General features: G+C 67.4%; 14 protein-coding genes. 12 read left to right on the top strand and 2 right to left on the bottom strand.

All coding sequences use genetic code 11. The features are described from left to right. Nucleotides 1–31: 31 nt before the first annotated feature. Nucleotides 32–574 carry a phasin family protein gene (locus HPS01S_RS17580; RefSeq protein ID WP_066158973.1) on the top strand — a complete coding sequence of 181 codons (543 nt, stop codon included), beginning with the start codon at nt 32–34 and terminating at the stop codon, nt 572–574. A 94-nt stretch (nt 575–668) separates the two neighbouring features. On the opposite strand, the gene HPS01S_RS17575 is transcribed toward HPS01S_RS17580, so the two are convergent. Continuing rightward, nucleotides 669–1043: an EamA family transporter gene (locus tag HPS01S_RS17575; RefSeq protein ID WP_241559677.1), complete on the bottom strand. Its 375-nt coding sequence runs from the start codon at nt 1041–1043 to the stop codon at nt 669–671. A gap of 63 nt (nt 1044–1106) precedes the next feature. Between HPS01S_RS17575 and HPS01S_RS17570 the strand changes: the two genes are divergently transcribed. Genes HPS01S_RS17570 through HPS01S_RS17560 form a run of 3 tightly spaced genes read left to right on the top strand, consistent with a single transcriptional unit; the run spans nt 1107 to nt 4599 of the window. Beyond that, nucleotides 1107–2579, top strand: coding sequence for a UbiA family prenyltransferase (locus tag HPS01S_RS17570; RefSeq protein ID WP_079366058.1), 1473 nt, complete (start codon nt 1107–1109; stop codon nt 2577–2579). 47 nt (nt 2580–2626) lie between these two features. Further along, on the top strand, nt 2627–3913 hold the full coding sequence (locus tag HPS01S_RS17565) for an ArnT family glycosyltransferase (protein ID WP_157576420.1): 1287 nt from the start codon (nt 2627–2629) through the stop codon (nt 3911–3913). Between the two features lie 20 nt (nt 3914–3933). Then, the gene (locus tag HPS01S_RS17560; protein WP_169803954.1) at nt 3934–4599 is read left to right on the top strand and encodes a class I SAM-dependent methyltransferase; all 666 of its coding nucleotides are present in this window, start codon (nt 3934–3936) and stop codon (nt 4597–4599) included. Nucleotides 4600–4655: 56 nt separating this feature from the next. On the opposite strand, the gene HPS01S_RS17555 is transcribed toward HPS01S_RS17560, so the two are convergent. Further along, on the bottom strand, nt 4656–5126 hold the full coding sequence (locus HPS01S_RS17555; protein ID WP_066158964.1) for a RidA family protein: 471 nt from the start codon (nt 5124–5126) through the stop codon (nt 4656–4658). 111 nt (nt 5127–5237) lie between these two features. On the opposite strand from HPS01S_RS17555, the gene HPS01S_RS17550 reads away from it, so the two are divergent. The 8 genes from HPS01S_RS17550 (at nt 5238) to HPS01S_RS17515 (ending at nt 14904) form a co-directional block, all read left to right on the top strand. After that, complete coding sequence (locus HPS01S_RS17550) at nt 5238–6650, top strand: sodium:proton antiporter (protein ID WP_066158961.1); 1413 nt, start codon at nt 5238–5240, stop codon at nt 6648–6650. A gap of 19 nt (nt 6651–6669) precedes the next feature. Continuing rightward, nucleotides 6670–8058, top strand: a complete 1389-nt coding sequence (locus HPS01S_RS17545; RefSeq protein ID WP_066158958.1) for a DNA recombination protein RmuC — start codon at nt 6670–6672, stop codon at nt 8056–8058. Beyond that, nucleotides 8055–9230 carry an MFS transporter gene (locus tag HPS01S_RS17540; protein ID WP_255284241.1) on the top strand — a complete coding sequence of 392 codons (1176 nt, stop codon included), beginning with the start codon at nt 8055–8057 and terminating at the stop codon, nt 9228–9230. Before HPS01S_RS17545 ends, HPS01S_RS17540 begins: the two co-directional genes overlap by 4 nt. Nucleotides 9231–9310: 80 nt before the next feature. Beyond that, on the top strand, nt 9311–12139 hold the full coding sequence (locus HPS01S_RS17535; protein ID WP_255284240.1) for a monovalent cation/H+ antiporter subunit A: 2829 nt from the start codon (nt 9311–9313) through the stop codon (nt 12137–12139). Next, nucleotides 12136–12480: a Na+/H+ antiporter subunit C gene (locus HPS01S_RS17530; protein WP_066158952.1), complete on the top strand. Its 345-nt coding sequence runs from the start codon at nt 12136–12138 to the stop codon at nt 12478–12480. Before HPS01S_RS17535 ends, HPS01S_RS17530 begins: the two co-directional genes overlap by 4 nt. Continuing rightward, nucleotides 12477–14108, top strand: a complete 1632-nt coding sequence (locus HPS01S_RS17525; RefSeq protein WP_066158950.1) for a monovalent cation/H+ antiporter subunit D — start codon at nt 12477–12479, stop codon at nt 14106–14108. The genes HPS01S_RS17530 and HPS01S_RS17525 overlap by 4 nt, the downstream gene beginning before the upstream one ends. Next, nucleotides 14105–14632: a Na+/H+ antiporter subunit E gene (locus HPS01S_RS17520; RefSeq protein WP_066158947.1), complete on the top strand. Its 528-nt coding sequence runs from the start codon at nt 14105–14107 to the stop codon at nt 14630–14632. Before HPS01S_RS17525 ends, HPS01S_RS17520 begins: the two co-directional genes overlap by 4 nt. Continuing rightward, nucleotides 14629–14904 carry a K+/H+ antiporter subunit F gene (locus HPS01S_RS17515; protein ID WP_066158945.1) on the top strand — a complete coding sequence of 92 codons (276 nt, stop codon included), beginning with the start codon at nt 14629–14631 and terminating at the stop codon, nt 14902–14904. The genes HPS01S_RS17520 and HPS01S_RS17515 overlap by 4 nt, the downstream gene beginning before the upstream one ends. The last annotated feature ends 4 nt before the right edge of the window (nt 14905–14908 follow it).

Here is a 14908-nt window from a genome sequence, read left to right as displayed (position 1 = left end):
CTGTTTCAACCCTTCATCTCAAGGAACCGACATGAACAACGCTGCAGAACAGATCATCTCCGCCAACAAAGCCAACCTGGAAGCCCTTGAAGGCGCCACCACCAAGGCCTTCGCCGGCGTGGAAAAGCTGGTTGAACTCAACCTGGCCGCTTCCAAGGCCGCGCTGGGCGAGTCCTTCGGCTACGCCCAGGCCGTTCTGGCCGTCAAGAGCCCCCAGGAATTCGTGACCGTGCAGACCGGCTTCTTCCAGCCTTTGGCCGAGAAGTCCGCCGCCTACTTCCAGCACGTGCAGAGCATCGCCACCGAAGGCAGTGCCGAGTTCGTCAAGCAGTTCGAAGCCAACCTGGCCGAAGCCCAGAAGGCCGTTGGCGCCTCGGTGGACCAGCTGGTGAAGAACGCACCGGCCGGTTCCGAAGCCGCTGTGGCCGCTTTCCAGAGCGCCCTGAGCAACGGCCAAAAGGCGGTTGAACAGACCCAGGCCGCGATCAAGAAGGCCACGACCCAGGCCCAGGCCAACTTCGCTGCCGCGTCCAAGCAGGCCACCGACCTGGCCAAGAAGGCCGCCAAGGTCTGACCGGACCCTGATCGGAACGGCCTTGGGCCGCGGTCATGAAGCAGAAAGAGGCTCCTTGGTGAGCCTCTTTTTCATGGCGCCTGCGGGTCGGGGCTCAGGTTCTTGCCAGCACCACAATGCCGGCAGCGATCAGCAAGGTGCCCGCCATGCGCATGGGGGTGACGGCTTCGCCCAGGAAGGCCCAGGCCAACACCATCGTCACCACAAACCCCAAGCCTACAAACGGGTATGCCAGGCTCACATCGACCCTGGACAGGACCAGGAGCCAGACCAGGGCCGCACCCGCATAAAGGCCCAGCCCTACAACCACCCAGGGATGGAACAGCACCGTCACCAGGGCCGGCAGACGGATGCCTCCGGCCAGCGCACGGGCCACTTCGGGCGCACTCATGCCGGTCTTGAGCACAATTTGCGCCAGGGAGGTCATGGCCACGTTGGCCACAATGAGCAGCAGCGTTGAACGGTTCACGGAGGAGTCATCCTGCTGTGGAATAACCAAAAAGAATCAAGAATCGCCGAATATACTCCCGCCATGACGCTCAATCCGGCAGGTACGTCGGTCGCTCATCCCCTGTGTGTCGACCTGGATGGAACGCTGATTCGTACGGATCTGACGTTCGAATCGCTGCTGGCCGCACTGAAGCGGCAGCCCTTGCTGATCTTCTGCCTCCCCCTCTGGTTGCTGCGGGGTCGGAGCTACCTGAAACACCGCCTCGTGCAGGCGGGGCAGCTTGATGTGACGGTGCTGCCCTACCACGCCGATGTGCTCGATCTGATCGACAAGGCCAGACGGCAAGGAAGGCCTGTGGTGCTGGTGACGGGTAGTCACGAGTCACTGGCCAGTCAGGTGGCTGAGCATCTTTCCTTGTTTGATTCGGTGCTGGCGACCTCCGAGACTGTCAATCTGATCGGTGCGAACAAGGCGGCGGTGCTGGAGGATCGGTTCGGTCCGGGCCGGTTTGAATACGTCGCCAACGGGAGGGTGGACCTGGCCGTCTGGCAAAAATCAGGTGCGGCGGTCACTGTCAATGCCCCCCGTTCGATCGTGCGTCAAGTGGCCGGCATGGGCATCCCGCACCGGGACATTCCGAACACCTCAGGCCGATGGAGGACCTGGCTGCGGGCCATCCGCCTGCAGCAATGGCTCAAGAACCTGTTGCTGCTGGTGCCCATCATCACTGCCCACGAGGTGCTGAACACGCAGGCGCTGGGGGCCGCGACGCTCGCGTTCCTCTGCTTTGGTGCCTGTGCATCGGCAACCTACCTCATCAACGACCTGCTGGACCTGGAGGCCGACCGGTACCACCAAAAGAAGAAGAACCGGCCCTTTGCCGCGGGAACCCTGGATGTGCGTGCCGGTCTGGTCGCCGTCGTCGTCCTGATGGCATCCGGCCTGGGGCTGGCGTGGCTGCTCCCCGTGGGTTTCCAGCTGGCCCTGGGCACCTACCTGGTGACCACCCTGCTGTATTCCCTGTGGCTCAAGCGGGTGGCCAGCCTGGATGTGATCGTGCTCGCAGGCCTGTACACCCTGCGGATCATCGCGGGCGCCCTGGCGACCGGCATCAGCCTGTCTTTCTGGTTGCTCGCATTCTCGATGTTCATCTTTCTCTCCCTGGCGCTGGTCAAGCGGGTGGCGGAGCTGGTGGAAGTGCGAAAGAAGGAGATCGCCTCCGGCGTGACCCAGGGAAAGCTGCGTGGCAGGGAGTATGCGACGGAAGATGTGGTCGTGCTGCAGAGCCTGGGCGCAGCCAGCGGCTACCTGGCGGTGCTGGTGCTGGCCCTGTACATCCACAGCACCGAGGTGTCGCAGCTGTACCGCTCCCCCGAGATCCTGTGGCTGATCGCGCCCCTGATGCTGCTGTGGGTCACCCGCCTGTGGGTGGTCACGGCCCGCGGATACATGGACGAAGACCCCATCTTCTTCGCCGCCACCGATCCGGAGACCTGGGCCACCGGCGCCGTGGTGGCCTTGATTCTGACGGGCGCCACGCTGTTGCAGCTCTGAGCCCGACCCACCTCGGTTCATCGAACCTTCCTTTGCTTCACCTCAACATGAACAACCGTCCAACCGATGCCGGGCCCGCAGAGCTGCAATGGACGATGTCTCTGTGGCTTGTGACCTTTCTGGCGTTGTCGCTGCGCCTGATCTGGGCCTGGTGGGTGCCGGTCATTCCCAACTCGGATGGCGAGGCGTACGACGCGTTTGCCCGCACCCTGGTGCAGCACGGCACCTTCGGCTGGGAGCCTGACCACCCCACGTCGTTCTGGCCGCCGGGCACCACGTTCCTGCATGCCTCGCTGTTTGCGCTGTTTGGCATCCGCTATGAACCCATCGTTGCCATGAACATTGCGCTGTCCCTGGGCATCGTCTGGGTGACGGCGAGACTGGCCGCACGTTTCTGGGGGCAGAACGTGGCCGTGCTGAGCGCGCTGGTGCTGGCCGCCTGGCCGACGCTGGTCATGTACCCGACCATTCTGGCGAGCGAGCTGCCCTTCCTGTTCCTGACTTTGCTCGCGCTGGACCTGTGGACCGCTCCGTGGGCAGGACGGACCGCCAGGGCGCTGCTGGCCGGACTGGTGCTGGGCTTTGCCGCACTCGTCCGTCCGCAGGCGCTTCTGCTGCCGCTGGTGTATGGCGGCGGACTGGCGCTGATGAATCGTGGAGGGCGGGGTGTGCTCCTTGAGCAGATCCGATCCGTGGTTCTGGCCGGCCTCGCCATGGCCGTGGTGGTGGCGCCCTGGACTTGGCGCAACTACCAGCTCTATGGGGAAACCGTGCTCATCTCCAGCAATGGCGGTATCACGCTCTGGATGGGCAACACACCGGGCACCGACGGTCGCTACATGGTGACGCCAAAGAAGTACAGCCACCTGCCTGAAAACGAGCGGGCGCAGGTGCTCGGACAGGAGGCCAAGGCCTACATCCTTCAGGACCCGACGGCCTTTGCGGAACGAGCGGTCAAGAAGCTGCTGATCCTCTACACCAACGAGTCGGTGGGTGTGGGCTGGAACTCGCCAGGTGTCCGCGAAGCATTCGGTGAGGCGTGGGAGCCTCGGCTCAAGCGCCTCACGCAGGCGACTTGGGGGCTGATCTGTCTGCTGGTGGTGGTGGGCCTGTGGTCGTCGCTGCGCAGAGCCGGTTTCGTGTCGACCCTGTTCTCACCGATCACGCTGAGCATTCTGTATTTCACCGCCATCCACATGGTCGTGGTCTCCCAGGAGCGATATCACCTGGCGTTTGCCGGGCAGTGGGCCATTCTGGCCGCCTTGGGTCTTCTGCAACTGGCCGCCTGGCGACAGGGATGGGCAGCAACCGCGACCCGCCCGTCTCCCCAGTGACCCGCGCGAGCATCCGACCCATGTCCATCCAGAACACCCTGACCCCCACAGCCATCCAGCGGCTGGCCGCCCCTCTGTATGCGGGCGTGCCCAGCGCCAAGGTGCGTTTGATGCAGGAGTACCGCTCGCACATCTGTCCCTTGCACGAGGTGATCCACGAAGTTCCGCCCCAGTCTGCGGTGCTGGATGTGGGGTGCGGAAACGGACTGCTGCTGAACCTGATGGCCAGCCTTGGCCGGATTCGCCAGGGGCATGGGTTCGATGTGGCAGGGCCGGCCGTGGCCGTGGCCAATCAGGTCGCCAACGATCACGAGCTTTCCTCGGTCGTCGCTTTCGAGCACCGCTCCATCGAACAGGGAATCCCGCAACTGGGGCACGAGGTGGTGACGGTCGTCGATGTGCTTCACCATGTGCCGGACCAGCACAAGGCAGCGTTTGTGGCCGCCCTGTGTGCGGTGGTGCCGGCGGGAGGGCGTCTGATCGTCAAGGACATGGTGGTCCGGCCGCGCTGGCGGGCTGCCGCCAACCAGATGCACGACCTCGTGATGGCGCGCCAGTGGGTCGAGCACGTCGACTCTGACCAGGTGGAAGCCTGGGCTGCGCGCAGCGGCATGCAGGTGAGCCGGCGCGACCGCTTCAACACGCTTTGGTACGGGCACTGGCTCCTGGTGCTGGACAAGCACTGAGTCCGCATCCCGCGTAAGCACGGCGCCGCCGGGCAGGCGACGCGGCGTGCGGTGTTTTAAGCCAGCTCGGCGATCAGCTCGATCTCGACACAGGCACCCAGAGGGATCTGGGCGACGCCGAACGCGCTGCGTGCGTGCGCGCCCACCTGGGGGCCGAAGACCTCGCCCAGCAGCTCGCTGCAGCCGTTGGTGACCAGGTGCTGTTCGGTGAAGCTGCCGGTGCTGTTGACCAGACTCATGACCTTGACGATGCGCTTGACGTCGTCCAGCGTCTTGCCGGCGGCCAGACAGGCCGCGGCGAGGGTGCCCATGAGGTCGACGGCGATGGCGCGTGCGGCCGCCTTGCCTTCCTCGGTGGTCATGGTCAGGCCCAGCTGACCCACCCAGGGCTTGCCGTCCTTCTTGGCAATGTGGCCGCTGAGAAAGACCAGGTTGCCGGTCTGCACGAACGGCACATAGGCGGCTGCAGGGATGGCCACGGGGGGGAGTGTGATGGCGAGCTGGTTCAGCTTGTCGTAGACGCTCATTGAAGGCTCCGGAAGGTGTTGTCGGGAGGTAGCAGGGCATTCTATCGAGGGGGTGTCAGGCGTTCTTCAGGCGCACAGGAAATAATCGAGGGCTACGAGGAGACAAACACCATGAAATTCCGAACCGCGCGTTGGGGCGCTGCTGTCCTGTCACTGTTGCCTTCGCTGGCCCTGGCGGCCGATATGGACGGCGCTCAGCTGTCGGTGCTGTGGGGTGTGCCGTTTGCGGGCATCCTGCTGTCGATTGCCATCATTCCACTGGTGGCGCCCATCTTCTGGCACCACCATTTCGGCAAGGTCTCGGCGGCCTGGGCGCTGGCGTTCCTGCTGCCGTTCGCCCTGGTGTTTGGCCCCGGCGCAGCAGGCGCGGGCGTGGTGCATGCGCTGCTGGCCGAGTACATCCCCTTCATCATCCTGCTGACCGCGCTGTTCACCGTGGCCGGCGGCATCTACATCAAGGGCAACCTGCGTGGCAGCCCGGCGCTCAACACCGGCATCCTCGCCATCGGTGCGGTGCTGGCCAGCTTCATGGGCACCACGGGCGCGTCGATGCTGCTGATCCGTCCGCTGATCCGTGCCAACGACAACCGCAAGCATGTGGTGCACGTGGTGGTGTTCTTCATTTTCATCGTCTCCAACGCCGGTGGTTCGCTCACGCCGCTGGGCGATCCGCCGCTGTTCCTCGGCTTCCTCAAGGGCGTCGAGTTCAGCTGGACCCTGACCCACATCTTTCCGGAAACGCTGTTCCTCGTCGGCACCCTGCTGGTGCTGTTCTACGCGCTGGACTGGTGGTACTACCACAAGCGGGAGGAGATCCGTCCCGCCGACCCTACGCCCGATGACCGCCAGTTCGGCTTCGACGGCGGCGTCAACTTCCTGCTGCTGGCCGGCGTGGTCGGCCTGGTGCTGATGAGCGGCCTGTGGAAGTCCGACGTGGTGTTCGACATCGCCGGCACCGAGGTCGGCCTGCCCGGCATCGTGCGCGACCTGGGACTGATCGCGATCACCGTGGCCTCGCTGCAGCTCACGCCCGGCAGCGTGCACGCCGACAACCAGTTCAGCTGGGGTCCGATGCAGGAGGTGGCCAAGCTGTTCGCCGGCATCTTCCTGACCATCATCCCGGTGATCGCCATGCTCAAGGCGGGCGTGGACGGGCCTTTCGGCGCCATCGTGCGGGCGGTGACCAACCCCGACGGCTCGCCGAACCCGGCCATGTACTTCTGGGCCACGGGCATCCTGAGTTCCTTCCTCGACAACGCACCGACCTACCTGGTGTTCTTCAACACCGCCGGCGGCGATGCGCAGGTGCTGATGACCACGCTGGCGCCGACGCTGGTGGCGATCTCGGCGGGCGCGGTGTTCATGGGCGCCAACAGCTACATCGGCAACGCGCCCAACCTGATGGTCAAGGCCATCGCCGAGGACCGTGGCGTGAAGATGCCCAGCTTCTTCGGCTACATGGCCTGGTCGTTCGGCATCCTGGTGCCGCTGTTCGCACTGATGACCTGGCTGTTCTTCGCCTGAGCGACGGTACGATGCGCGGATGACCGATGGACTGCTGATCTGGATCGTGGTGGCGCTGGGCGTGCTCAACGCCCTGTGTCTGTTGTGGTTGCTGTTGCGCCGTCCGCCGGCCAACGCCGATGAGGCGGCGCAGCGCGCGCAGCTGCTGGCCGTGCTGCAGCAGCAGGGCCAGGCCACCGAACAGCGCATCGACCGGGTCGAGGGCGAGCTGCGCCGCGAGGTGGGCGACAGCGCCCGCACCGGCCGGCTGGAGATCCAACAAACCCTGGCCACCTTCCAGGACACGCTGGTGCGCCAGGGCGCGGAAACCACCCGCACGCAGAACGCGCAGATTGACGCCTTCGCGCAGCAGCTGGTGCAACTGCGCGGCACCCTGGGCGACACGCTGACGCGCCAGCTGCAGGACCTGAGTGAAGCCAACGCGCGCCGCCTGGCCGAGGTGCGCGCCACGCTGGAAACCCAGCTGGCCCAGCTGCAGACCAGCAACGCCGCCAAGCTCGACGAGATGCGCGCCACGGTGGACGAAAAGCTGCACGCCACGCTGGAGCAGCGCCTGGGCGAGAGCTTCAAGCAGGTGGCCGAGCGGCTGGAGCAGGTGCACAAGGGTCTGGGCGAGATGCAGACCCTGGCGCAGGGCGTGGGCGACCTCAAGCATTTGCTGAGTAATGTGAAGACCCGCGGGATGTTCGGCGAGGCCCAGCTGGGCGCGCTGCTGGAGCAGGTGTTTTCCCCCGAGCAGTACGCGGCACAGGTGGCGACGCGGCCGGGCAGCCGCAACATGGTGGACTTTGCGATCCGCCTGCCGGGGCGGGGCGATGACGGTGCGCCCTGCTGGCTGCCGATCGACGCCAAGTTCCCGAACGAGGACTACGAACGCCTGCTGGACGCGCAGCAGCGCGCCGACGCCGAGGGCGCCGAACTGGCCGCGCGCGGGCTGGAGCAGCGCATCCGGCTGGAAGCCAAATCCATGGCCGAGAAGTACCTGGAGCCGCCGCACACCACCGACTTCGCCATCCTGTTCCTGCCCACCGAAGGCCTGTACGCCGAGGTGCTGCGCCGACCGGGCCTGATGGAGGCCCTGCAGCGCGATCACCGCGTCACGCTCACCGGGCCGACCACGCTGATGGCCATGCTCAACGCGCTGCAGATGGGCTTCCGCACGCTGGCGCTGGAGAAGCGCAGCAGCGAGGTCTGGCAGGTGCTGGGGGCGGTCAAGACCGAGTTCGGCAAGTTCGGCGACGTGCTCGCCAAGGTCAAAAACCAGACCCAGACCGTGCTCAACACCCTGGATGCGGCCGAGGTGCGCAGCCGCGCCATGGGCCGCGCGCTCAAGACCGTCGAGGCCTTGCCGCAGGACCGTGCGCAGTCGCTGCTGCCGCTGGACGCCGCCGACGGCGATCCGGCTTGAGACCCGGCACCCGCACCGCCCTGGTCCGCCTGATCGGCGCGCAGATCTGCGTGCACGCCTGCATGACCGGTTTTCGCATGGCTGCGCCGCTGATGGCGCTGCGCGAAGGTCACAGCGCCGTCGCGGTCGGCGTGCTGCTGGCCCTGTTCGCGCTGGCCCAGGTGGTCCTGGCCTTGCCCGCTGGCCGGTACGCCGAGCGCCATGGTCTGCAGCGCCCGTTCGTGCTGGCCAGCGTGGTGGCGACGGCCGGGGGGCTGTGCTCGGTCGCATGGCCGCAGTTTGGTGTGCTGTGCCTGACGGCGATCACCAGCGGCGCCGCCGTCTGCCTGGCCATGATCGCGCTGCAGCGCCACGTGGGCCACATGGCGAGCGACGCCACCGAACTGCGCCAGGTGTTCAGCTGGGTCGCCGTCGGGCCGTCCATTTCAAACTTCCTCGGACCGTTTCTGGCGGGCCTGCTGATCGACGCCAGCGGCTTTCGTGCCGCCTACTTGCTGATGGCCTTGTTGCCTTCGCTGGCCTGGTGGTGGGTGCGGCGTGTGCCCGACCATCCCGCGCCCGACACGGGCGAAGCGCCGCGCCGGCAGTCGTCCTGGGATCTGCTGCGGGACAAACCGTTCCGCAACCTGATGCTGATGAACTGGTTGCTGGCCTCGTGCTGGGACGTGCACACCTTCCTCGTGCCGGTGCTGGGTCACGAGCGCGGGCTCTCGGCCACGGTGATCGGCGCCATCCTTGGCTCCTTCGCGCTGGCGGCCACGGCCATCCGGCTGATCATGCCCTGGCTGGCCTCGCGGCTGCACGAAGGCACGGTGATCGGCACCGCCATGGTCAGCACGGCCGCACTGTTCGCGCTCTACCCGCTGGTGCACACGGCCTGGCTGATGGGGCTGCTGTCGGTGCTGCTGGGACTGGCCCTGGGCTCGGTGCAGCCCATGGTGATGAGCACCCTGCACCAGATCACACCGAAACACCGGCACGGCGAAGCACTGGGCCTGCGCTCCATGGCCATCAACGGTTCCAGCGTGGTGATGCCGTTGCTGTTCGGGTCGGCCGGGGTGCTGGTGGGCGTGAGCGGCGTGTTCTGGACAGTGGGCTTCGCGGTGGGGACCGGGTCCCGGCTGGCCTGGCGCATGCGCGGGTCCGCCCCCCCACCGCAGCGGCTCGACTGATTCCGGTTAAGCCCCCGGGAACTCGCGGGGTGGGTGGTGCTCCCTAGAATGCCCGCTCACCCGAAGGAAGCACCTTGCTCTTGTTGATTGTCTTGCTGCCTCTGCTGCTCGGGACCGTGGCCACCGCCTGCCTCGGTTCAAAGTCCCGCCCTCTCACCGCCCTGGCCGCCGGCCTGGTCACCGCGTCGGCGCTCGCGCTGCTGCTGGCGCAGGCACCGGCTGTGTTCGCCGGCCAGACGGTGATCAACGCCTGGCCCTGGGTGCCCGAGATCGGCCTGCAGCTGAGCTTCCGGCTCGATGGCCTTTCGCTCATGTTCGCCGGGCTGATCCTGTTCATCGGCCTGCTGATCGTGCTGTACGCGGCTTACTACCTGGCGCCCGAGGACTCGGCCGGCAAGTTCTACAGCTTCATGATGCTGTTCATGGCCGCCATGCTGGGCGTGGTGCTGTCGGACAACCTGCTGCTGCTGGTGGTGTTCTGGGAGCTGACCAGCATCTCGTCCTTCCTGCTGATCGGCTTCTGGAGCCACCGTGCCGACGCGCGCGCCGGTGCGCGGCAGGCCCTGGCCGTCACGGGCGGCGGCGGCCTGGCCATGCTGGGCGGTTTCGTGCTACTGGGCCAGATCGCGGGCACATACGAACTCAGCGCCCTGGCGGCCCAGGTCGCCACCATCCAGGCCGACCCGCGCTTTGTGCCCGCGCTGCTGCTGATCCTGCTGGGCGCCTTCACCAAGAGCGCGCAGTTCCCGTTTCATTTCTGGCTGCCCGACGCCATGGCCGCGCCCACACCGGTCTCGGCCTACCTGCACTCGGCCACCATGGTCAAGGCCGGCGTGTTCCTGCTGATGCGCATGCACCCAGTGCTCGCCGGCACCGGGCATTTCGAGGCCATCGTCAGCGCGGCCGGACTGGCCACGGTGTTGTTCGCGGCCTTCATCGCGATCTTCAAACACGACCTCAAGGGCTTGCTCGCGTATTCCACCGTCAGCCACCTGGGGCTGATCGTGTTCCTGATCGGTCTGGGCTCGCCGCTGGCGGCCGTGGCCGCCGTGTTCCACGTGCTCAACCACGCGGCGTTCAAGGCCTCGCTGTTCATGATCGCCGGCATCGTGGACCACGAGACCCATTCGCGCGACATGCGCCAGCTCGGTGGGCTGTGGAAGTTCATGCCCTGGACGGCCACCTTGTCCATGGTGGCGGCCGCGTCCATGGCCGGCGTGCCGCTGACCAACGGTTTCCTGTCCAAGGAAATGTTCTTCACCGAAGCCGTGGTCGGCACCAGCGGCATCTATGCCTGGCTGGTGCCCGCGCTGGTGACCCTCGCCGGCGTCTTCAGCGTGGCCTACTCGCTGCGCTTCGTGCACGACACCTACTTCAACGGCGAGTTGGGCGATGTGCCGAACGATCACCCGCACGAGCCCCCGCTGGGCATGAAGCTGCCTGCGATGCTGCTGGTGATCATCTGCATCGCGGTCGGCCTGGCGCCCGCGCTCACCTTCGGGCCGCTGGTGCACGTGGCCGCGACCGCGCTGTTGGGCCAGGCACTGCCCGAGTACCACCTGGCGATCTGGCACGGCTTCAACCTGCCGCTGCTGATGAGCGCCATTGCGCTGGCGGTGGGCGTGGGCTTGTACCTGTGGCTTGCGAAGGGCCGACGCCTGCACCACATCGCGTCGGAAAACTGGTTCGGTGTGGCCACGGGCCGCAGCATTTTCGAATGGCTGATCGACCGCCTGTTCGGCCTCTCGGGCCGGCTGACGGCGCGGCTGGAAACCGGTTCGCTGCAACGCTACGTGGGCTGGCTGCTGCTGACCGCGCTGGTGCTGGGTGCGCTGCCGTTTCTGGGCAGCGGCATCGGCACCGGGACCCGGCCCCAGATGCCGGCAACGCCGCTGGCCTGGGCCATGTGGGCTCTGCTGCTGCTGACCTGCATCGCCATCGCGCGCACGCACCACCAGCGCTTCCAGACCGTGGTGCTGGTGGGTGTGGTCGGTGTGGCGGCCTCGCTCACCTTCCTGGGCTTCTCGGCGCCCGACCTGGCGCTGACGCAGCTGTCGGTGGACATCGTCTCCACCGTGCTGCTGCTGATGGGCCTGGCTCTGCTGCCTCAGACCAGCCCGAAAGAAACCCCGGCGCTGCGCAAGGGCCTGCACGCGCTGCTGGCGCTGGGTGGCGGCGCGGCCATGTCGGTCATCACCTGGCTGGTGCTCACGCGCGACCACGAATCCATCTCGTGGTATTTCCTGCAGGAGTCGCTGCCCAAGGGCGGCGGCACCAACGTGGTCAACGTGATCCTGGTGGACTTCCGCGGCTACGACACCATGGGCGAGATCACCGTGCTGGGCATCGCCGCCGTCGGCGTGCTGGCGCTCATGGACGGCCTGCGCACGCGCCGCCCGGGCATGGACCCCGAGGGCCGCGCCTGGACCTTCGCACAACAGCCGTTGCTGCTGCGTGTGGCCGCGTCGGTGGTGCTGCCGCTGGCCCTGGTGTTCAGCCTCTACATCTTCATGCGCGGCCACAACCTGCCCGGTGGTGGTTTCATCGCCGGGCTGATCACGGCCGTGGCGCTGGTGCTGCAGTTCATGTCGCTGGGTCAGGCGCGGGCCGAGCAGTTCCTGCGCGCGGGCGGCGGGCGCCGCTTCGTGCGCTGGGTCGGCAGCGGCCTGGGCATTGCCGGTCTGACCGGCGTGGGCGCGTTCGCGCTCGGCCGTCCGTTTCTGACCAGTGCCCACGGCCACCCGCATGTGCCGATGCTGGGCGAACTGCCGCTGGCCACCGCTGCCATTTTTGACCTGGGCGTCTACCTCACTGTGGTGGGCAGCACGCTGCTGACGATCTCGGTGCTGGGTCAGGCCTCGCGCGAGTTGCCCGCCACCGCCACCCCCACCCCAAGGAGTGCCGCATGAGCATGGAATTTCTTCTCGCCACCGGCGTGGGCATGGTCACCGCCACCGGCATCTACCTCATGCTGCGCGGTCGCAGCTTCCCGGTGGTGCTGGGGCTGTCGCTGTTCGGGTATGCGGTCAACGTGTTCATCTTCCTGATGGGCCGGTTGTGGAGCAACGCCGCGCCGGTGCTGGTGGGCGAGGGTCCGGTGGCCGACCCTCTGCCGCAGGCGCTGGTGCTCACCGCCATCGTGATCGGCTTTGCGACCACCGGCTTCGTGGTGGAACTGGCGCTGCGCAGCCGCCATGAAAGCGGCAACGACCACGTGGATGGCCACGAGCGCGGAGGGCCGCGCGCATGACGGGTTCGTTGTTCGGTTTCTGGCTGCAGCACGCCCCGGTGCTGTCGGTGGTGCTGCCCATGTTGACGGCGGCGGTGCTGCTACTCATCGGCGATGCCGGCGGCATGGCCGGGCAGGGCGGGGCGCACGACGACGCGCCGCTGCGCTGGCGCCGCCGCATCGCGCTGCTGTCCACGGCACTCGGCCTGTTCATGGCGGTGGGGCTGGTGCGGCACGCGGCCGGCGGCGAGCTGCTGGTCTACCGCCTGGGCGAATGGCCGGCGCCGTTCGGCATCGTCATGGTGGTCGACCGGCTCTCGGCGCTGATGGTGCTGCTGACCTACCTGGTCGCGCTGCCGGTGCTCTGGTATGCCGCCAGTGGCTGGGACGGGCGTGGCCGCTACTTCCACGCCATCTTCCAGTTCCAGCTCATGGGCCTGTGCGGCGCTTTCCTCACTGGCGACCTGTTCAACCTCTTCGTGTTTTTCGAGGTGCTGCTGATCGCGTCCTACGTGCTGCTGGTGCACGGCCAGGGGCGCGAGCGCTTTCGCATGGGCGTGCACTACGTGGTGCTCAACCTGGTGGCCTCGGGCCTGTTTCTGATCGGCCTGTCGCTGGTCTACGCCGCCACCGGCACGCTGAACATGGCCGATGTGGGCCGGCGCCTGGCGCTGCTGCAGGGCGACACCCTGCTGTTCGCGCAGGCCGCCGCGCTGGTGCTGCTGGTGGTGTTTGGCCTCAAGGCCGCCATGCTGCCGCTGTACTTCTGGCTGCCCGGCACCTACGCCGCGGCCAGCGCGCCGGTGGCGGCGCTGTTCGCCATCATGACCAAGGTGGGCGTCTACAGCATCGTGCGGGTGCACTGGCAGATTTTCGGTGCTGAGGCCGGTGGCGCCGCGCTGGCGGTGGCCGACTGGCTGCTGCCGCTGGCCCTGGCCACCAGTGCGCTGGGTGTGCTGGGCGCGCTGGCGGCGCATGGCCTGGGCCGGCTGGTGGGCTACCTCACCGTGTCCTCGGTGGGCACCATCCTCGCCGCGGTGGGGCTGTTCAGTCCGGCGACGCTGTCGGCCGCGCTGTACTACACGCTGCACAGCACCATCGTGGTGGCGGGCCTGTTCCTGCTGGTGGAGCTGATCGCGGCGCAGCGCGGCGAGACCATGGACCGGCTGCAGCCGGCGCACGCGGTGCGCGAGCCGGTGCTGCTGGGCGTGATGCTGCTGTTCGGCGCCGCCTCGGCAGCGGGCCTGCCGCCGCTGCCGGGCTTCCTGGGCAAGCTCATGGTGTTGCAGGCCAGCAGCGGTCTGGTGGCGCAGGCCTGGGTCTGGAGTGTGGTGCTGGGGGTGGGCTTCCTCACCATCATCGGCCTGGCGCGTGCCGGCGTGATCGTGTTCTGGCATGTGCAGCCCGCGGTGGATCAGGGCGCTCCCGGCAGCAGTGCCCACCTGCAGGCCCCTGTGTGGGCTTTCATGGCGTTGACGGTGGCGCTGGCCGTGCTGGCCGCGCCGGTCAAACGCTACACCGACGCCGCCGCGGCGCAGCTCTCGGTCAACGCCGACTACGTGCGCGCCGTGCTCGGGCCGGACGCACCGCCCAGCATGCGCCCCTACGACGGCCAGCGCGCCGCCCCCGCCCAGGAGAAGCAACCATGAAATCCGACACCCTCGACCGCCGCGGTGGCTGGTTCGACCACCCGGTGCTGTCCCTGCTGCTGGCGGCCAGCTGGCTGGCGCTCTCGCGCAGCCTGGAGCCGGTGCACCTGCTCTCGGCCGCGCTGCTCGGCCTGATCGTCCCTCGGTTGCTGCGTGGCCTGCTGCACGCGGGCAGCCCGATCCGCTGGGGAGCCGCGTTCCGTCTGACCTTCGTGGTGCTGTGGGACATCGTGCTGTCCAACATCACCGTGGCCCGGCTGGTGCTCGGCCCCATGAGCCGTCCGCAGCCGGCCTGGCTGCGCGTGCCGCTGGCCTGCGAACACCACCGGGTCAACGCGCTGTTCGCCAGCATCATCACCATGACGCCAGGGACGGTCTCGGCCGTGGTGGACGAGGTGGCACCCTGCATCTGGGTGCACGCGCTCAATTGCGACGACGCGCCCGGCATGGTGGCCGAGATGAAGGCGCGCTATGAGGCACCGCTGATGGCCATCTTCCGGCTCGACGGGGAGGGCGCCACATGAACGTGCTGGATATCGCGCTGACCCTGGGCATCGGCGCCGTCACCCTGACCCTGCTGCTCTGCGGCTGGCGCCTGCTGCGTGGCCCGACCATCGCCGACCGCGTGCTGGCGCTGGACACGCTCTACCTGAGTCTGGTGGCGCTGGTGGTGCTGCTCGGTCTGCGCTGGCAGACCCCGCTGCTGTTCGAGGCTGCGCTGATCGTGGCGCTGCTGGGCTTTGTCGGCACGGTGGCGCTGGCGCGCTACCTCAGCCGCGGCGATGTGGTGGAGTGAAACG

Source organism: Hydrogenophaga pseudoflava NBRC 102511 (assembly GCF_001592285.1).
Taxonomy (GTDB): Bacteria; Pseudomonadota; Gammaproteobacteria; order Burkholderiales; family Burkholderiaceae_C; genus Hydrogenophaga; species Hydrogenophaga pseudoflava.
Note: the sequence above shows the minus strand (reverse complement) of the source record. Positions and strands in the feature narration are given on the sequence as shown.

Coding starts and splice junctions, on each gene's coding strand:
- HPS01S_RS17515 (WP_066158945.1), top strand. CDS start 14,629: ATGAACGTGCTGGATATCGCGCTGACCCTGGGCATCGGCGCCGTCACC.
- HPS01S_RS17520 (WP_066158947.1), top strand. CDS start 14,105: ATGAAATCCGACACCCTCGACCGCCGCGGTGGCTGGTTCGACCACCCG.
- HPS01S_RS17555 (WP_066158964.1), bottom strand. CDS start 5,126: ATGAGCGTCTACGACAAGCTGAACCAGCTCGCCATCACACTCCCCCCC.
- HPS01S_RS17570 (WP_079366058.1), top strand. CDS start 1,107: ATGACGCTCAATCCGGCAGGTACGTCGGTCGCTCATCCCCTGTGTGTC.
- HPS01S_RS17560 (WP_169803954.1), top strand. CDS start 3,934: ATGTCCATCCAGAACACCCTGACCCCCACAGCCATCCAGCGGCTGGCC.
- HPS01S_RS17530 (WP_066158952.1), top strand. CDS start 12,136: ATGAGCATGGAATTTCTTCTCGCCACCGGCGTGGGCATGGTCACCGCC.
- HPS01S_RS17565 (WP_157576420.1), top strand. CDS start 2,627: ATGAACAACCGTCCAACCGATGCCGGGCCCGCAGAGCTGCAATGGACG.
- HPS01S_RS17550 (WP_066158961.1), top strand. CDS start 5,238: ATGAAATTCCGAACCGCGCGTTGGGGCGCTGCTGTCCTGTCACTGTTG.
- HPS01S_RS17545 (WP_066158958.1), top strand. CDS start 6,670: ATGACCGATGGACTGCTGATCTGGATCGTGGTGGCGCTGGGCGTGCTC.
- HPS01S_RS17580 (WP_066158973.1), top strand. CDS start 32: ATGAACAACGCTGCAGAACAGATCATCTCCGCCAACAAAGCCAACCTG.
- HPS01S_RS17525 (WP_066158950.1), top strand. CDS start 12,477: ATGACGGGTTCGTTGTTCGGTTTCTGGCTGCAGCACGCCCCGGTGCTG.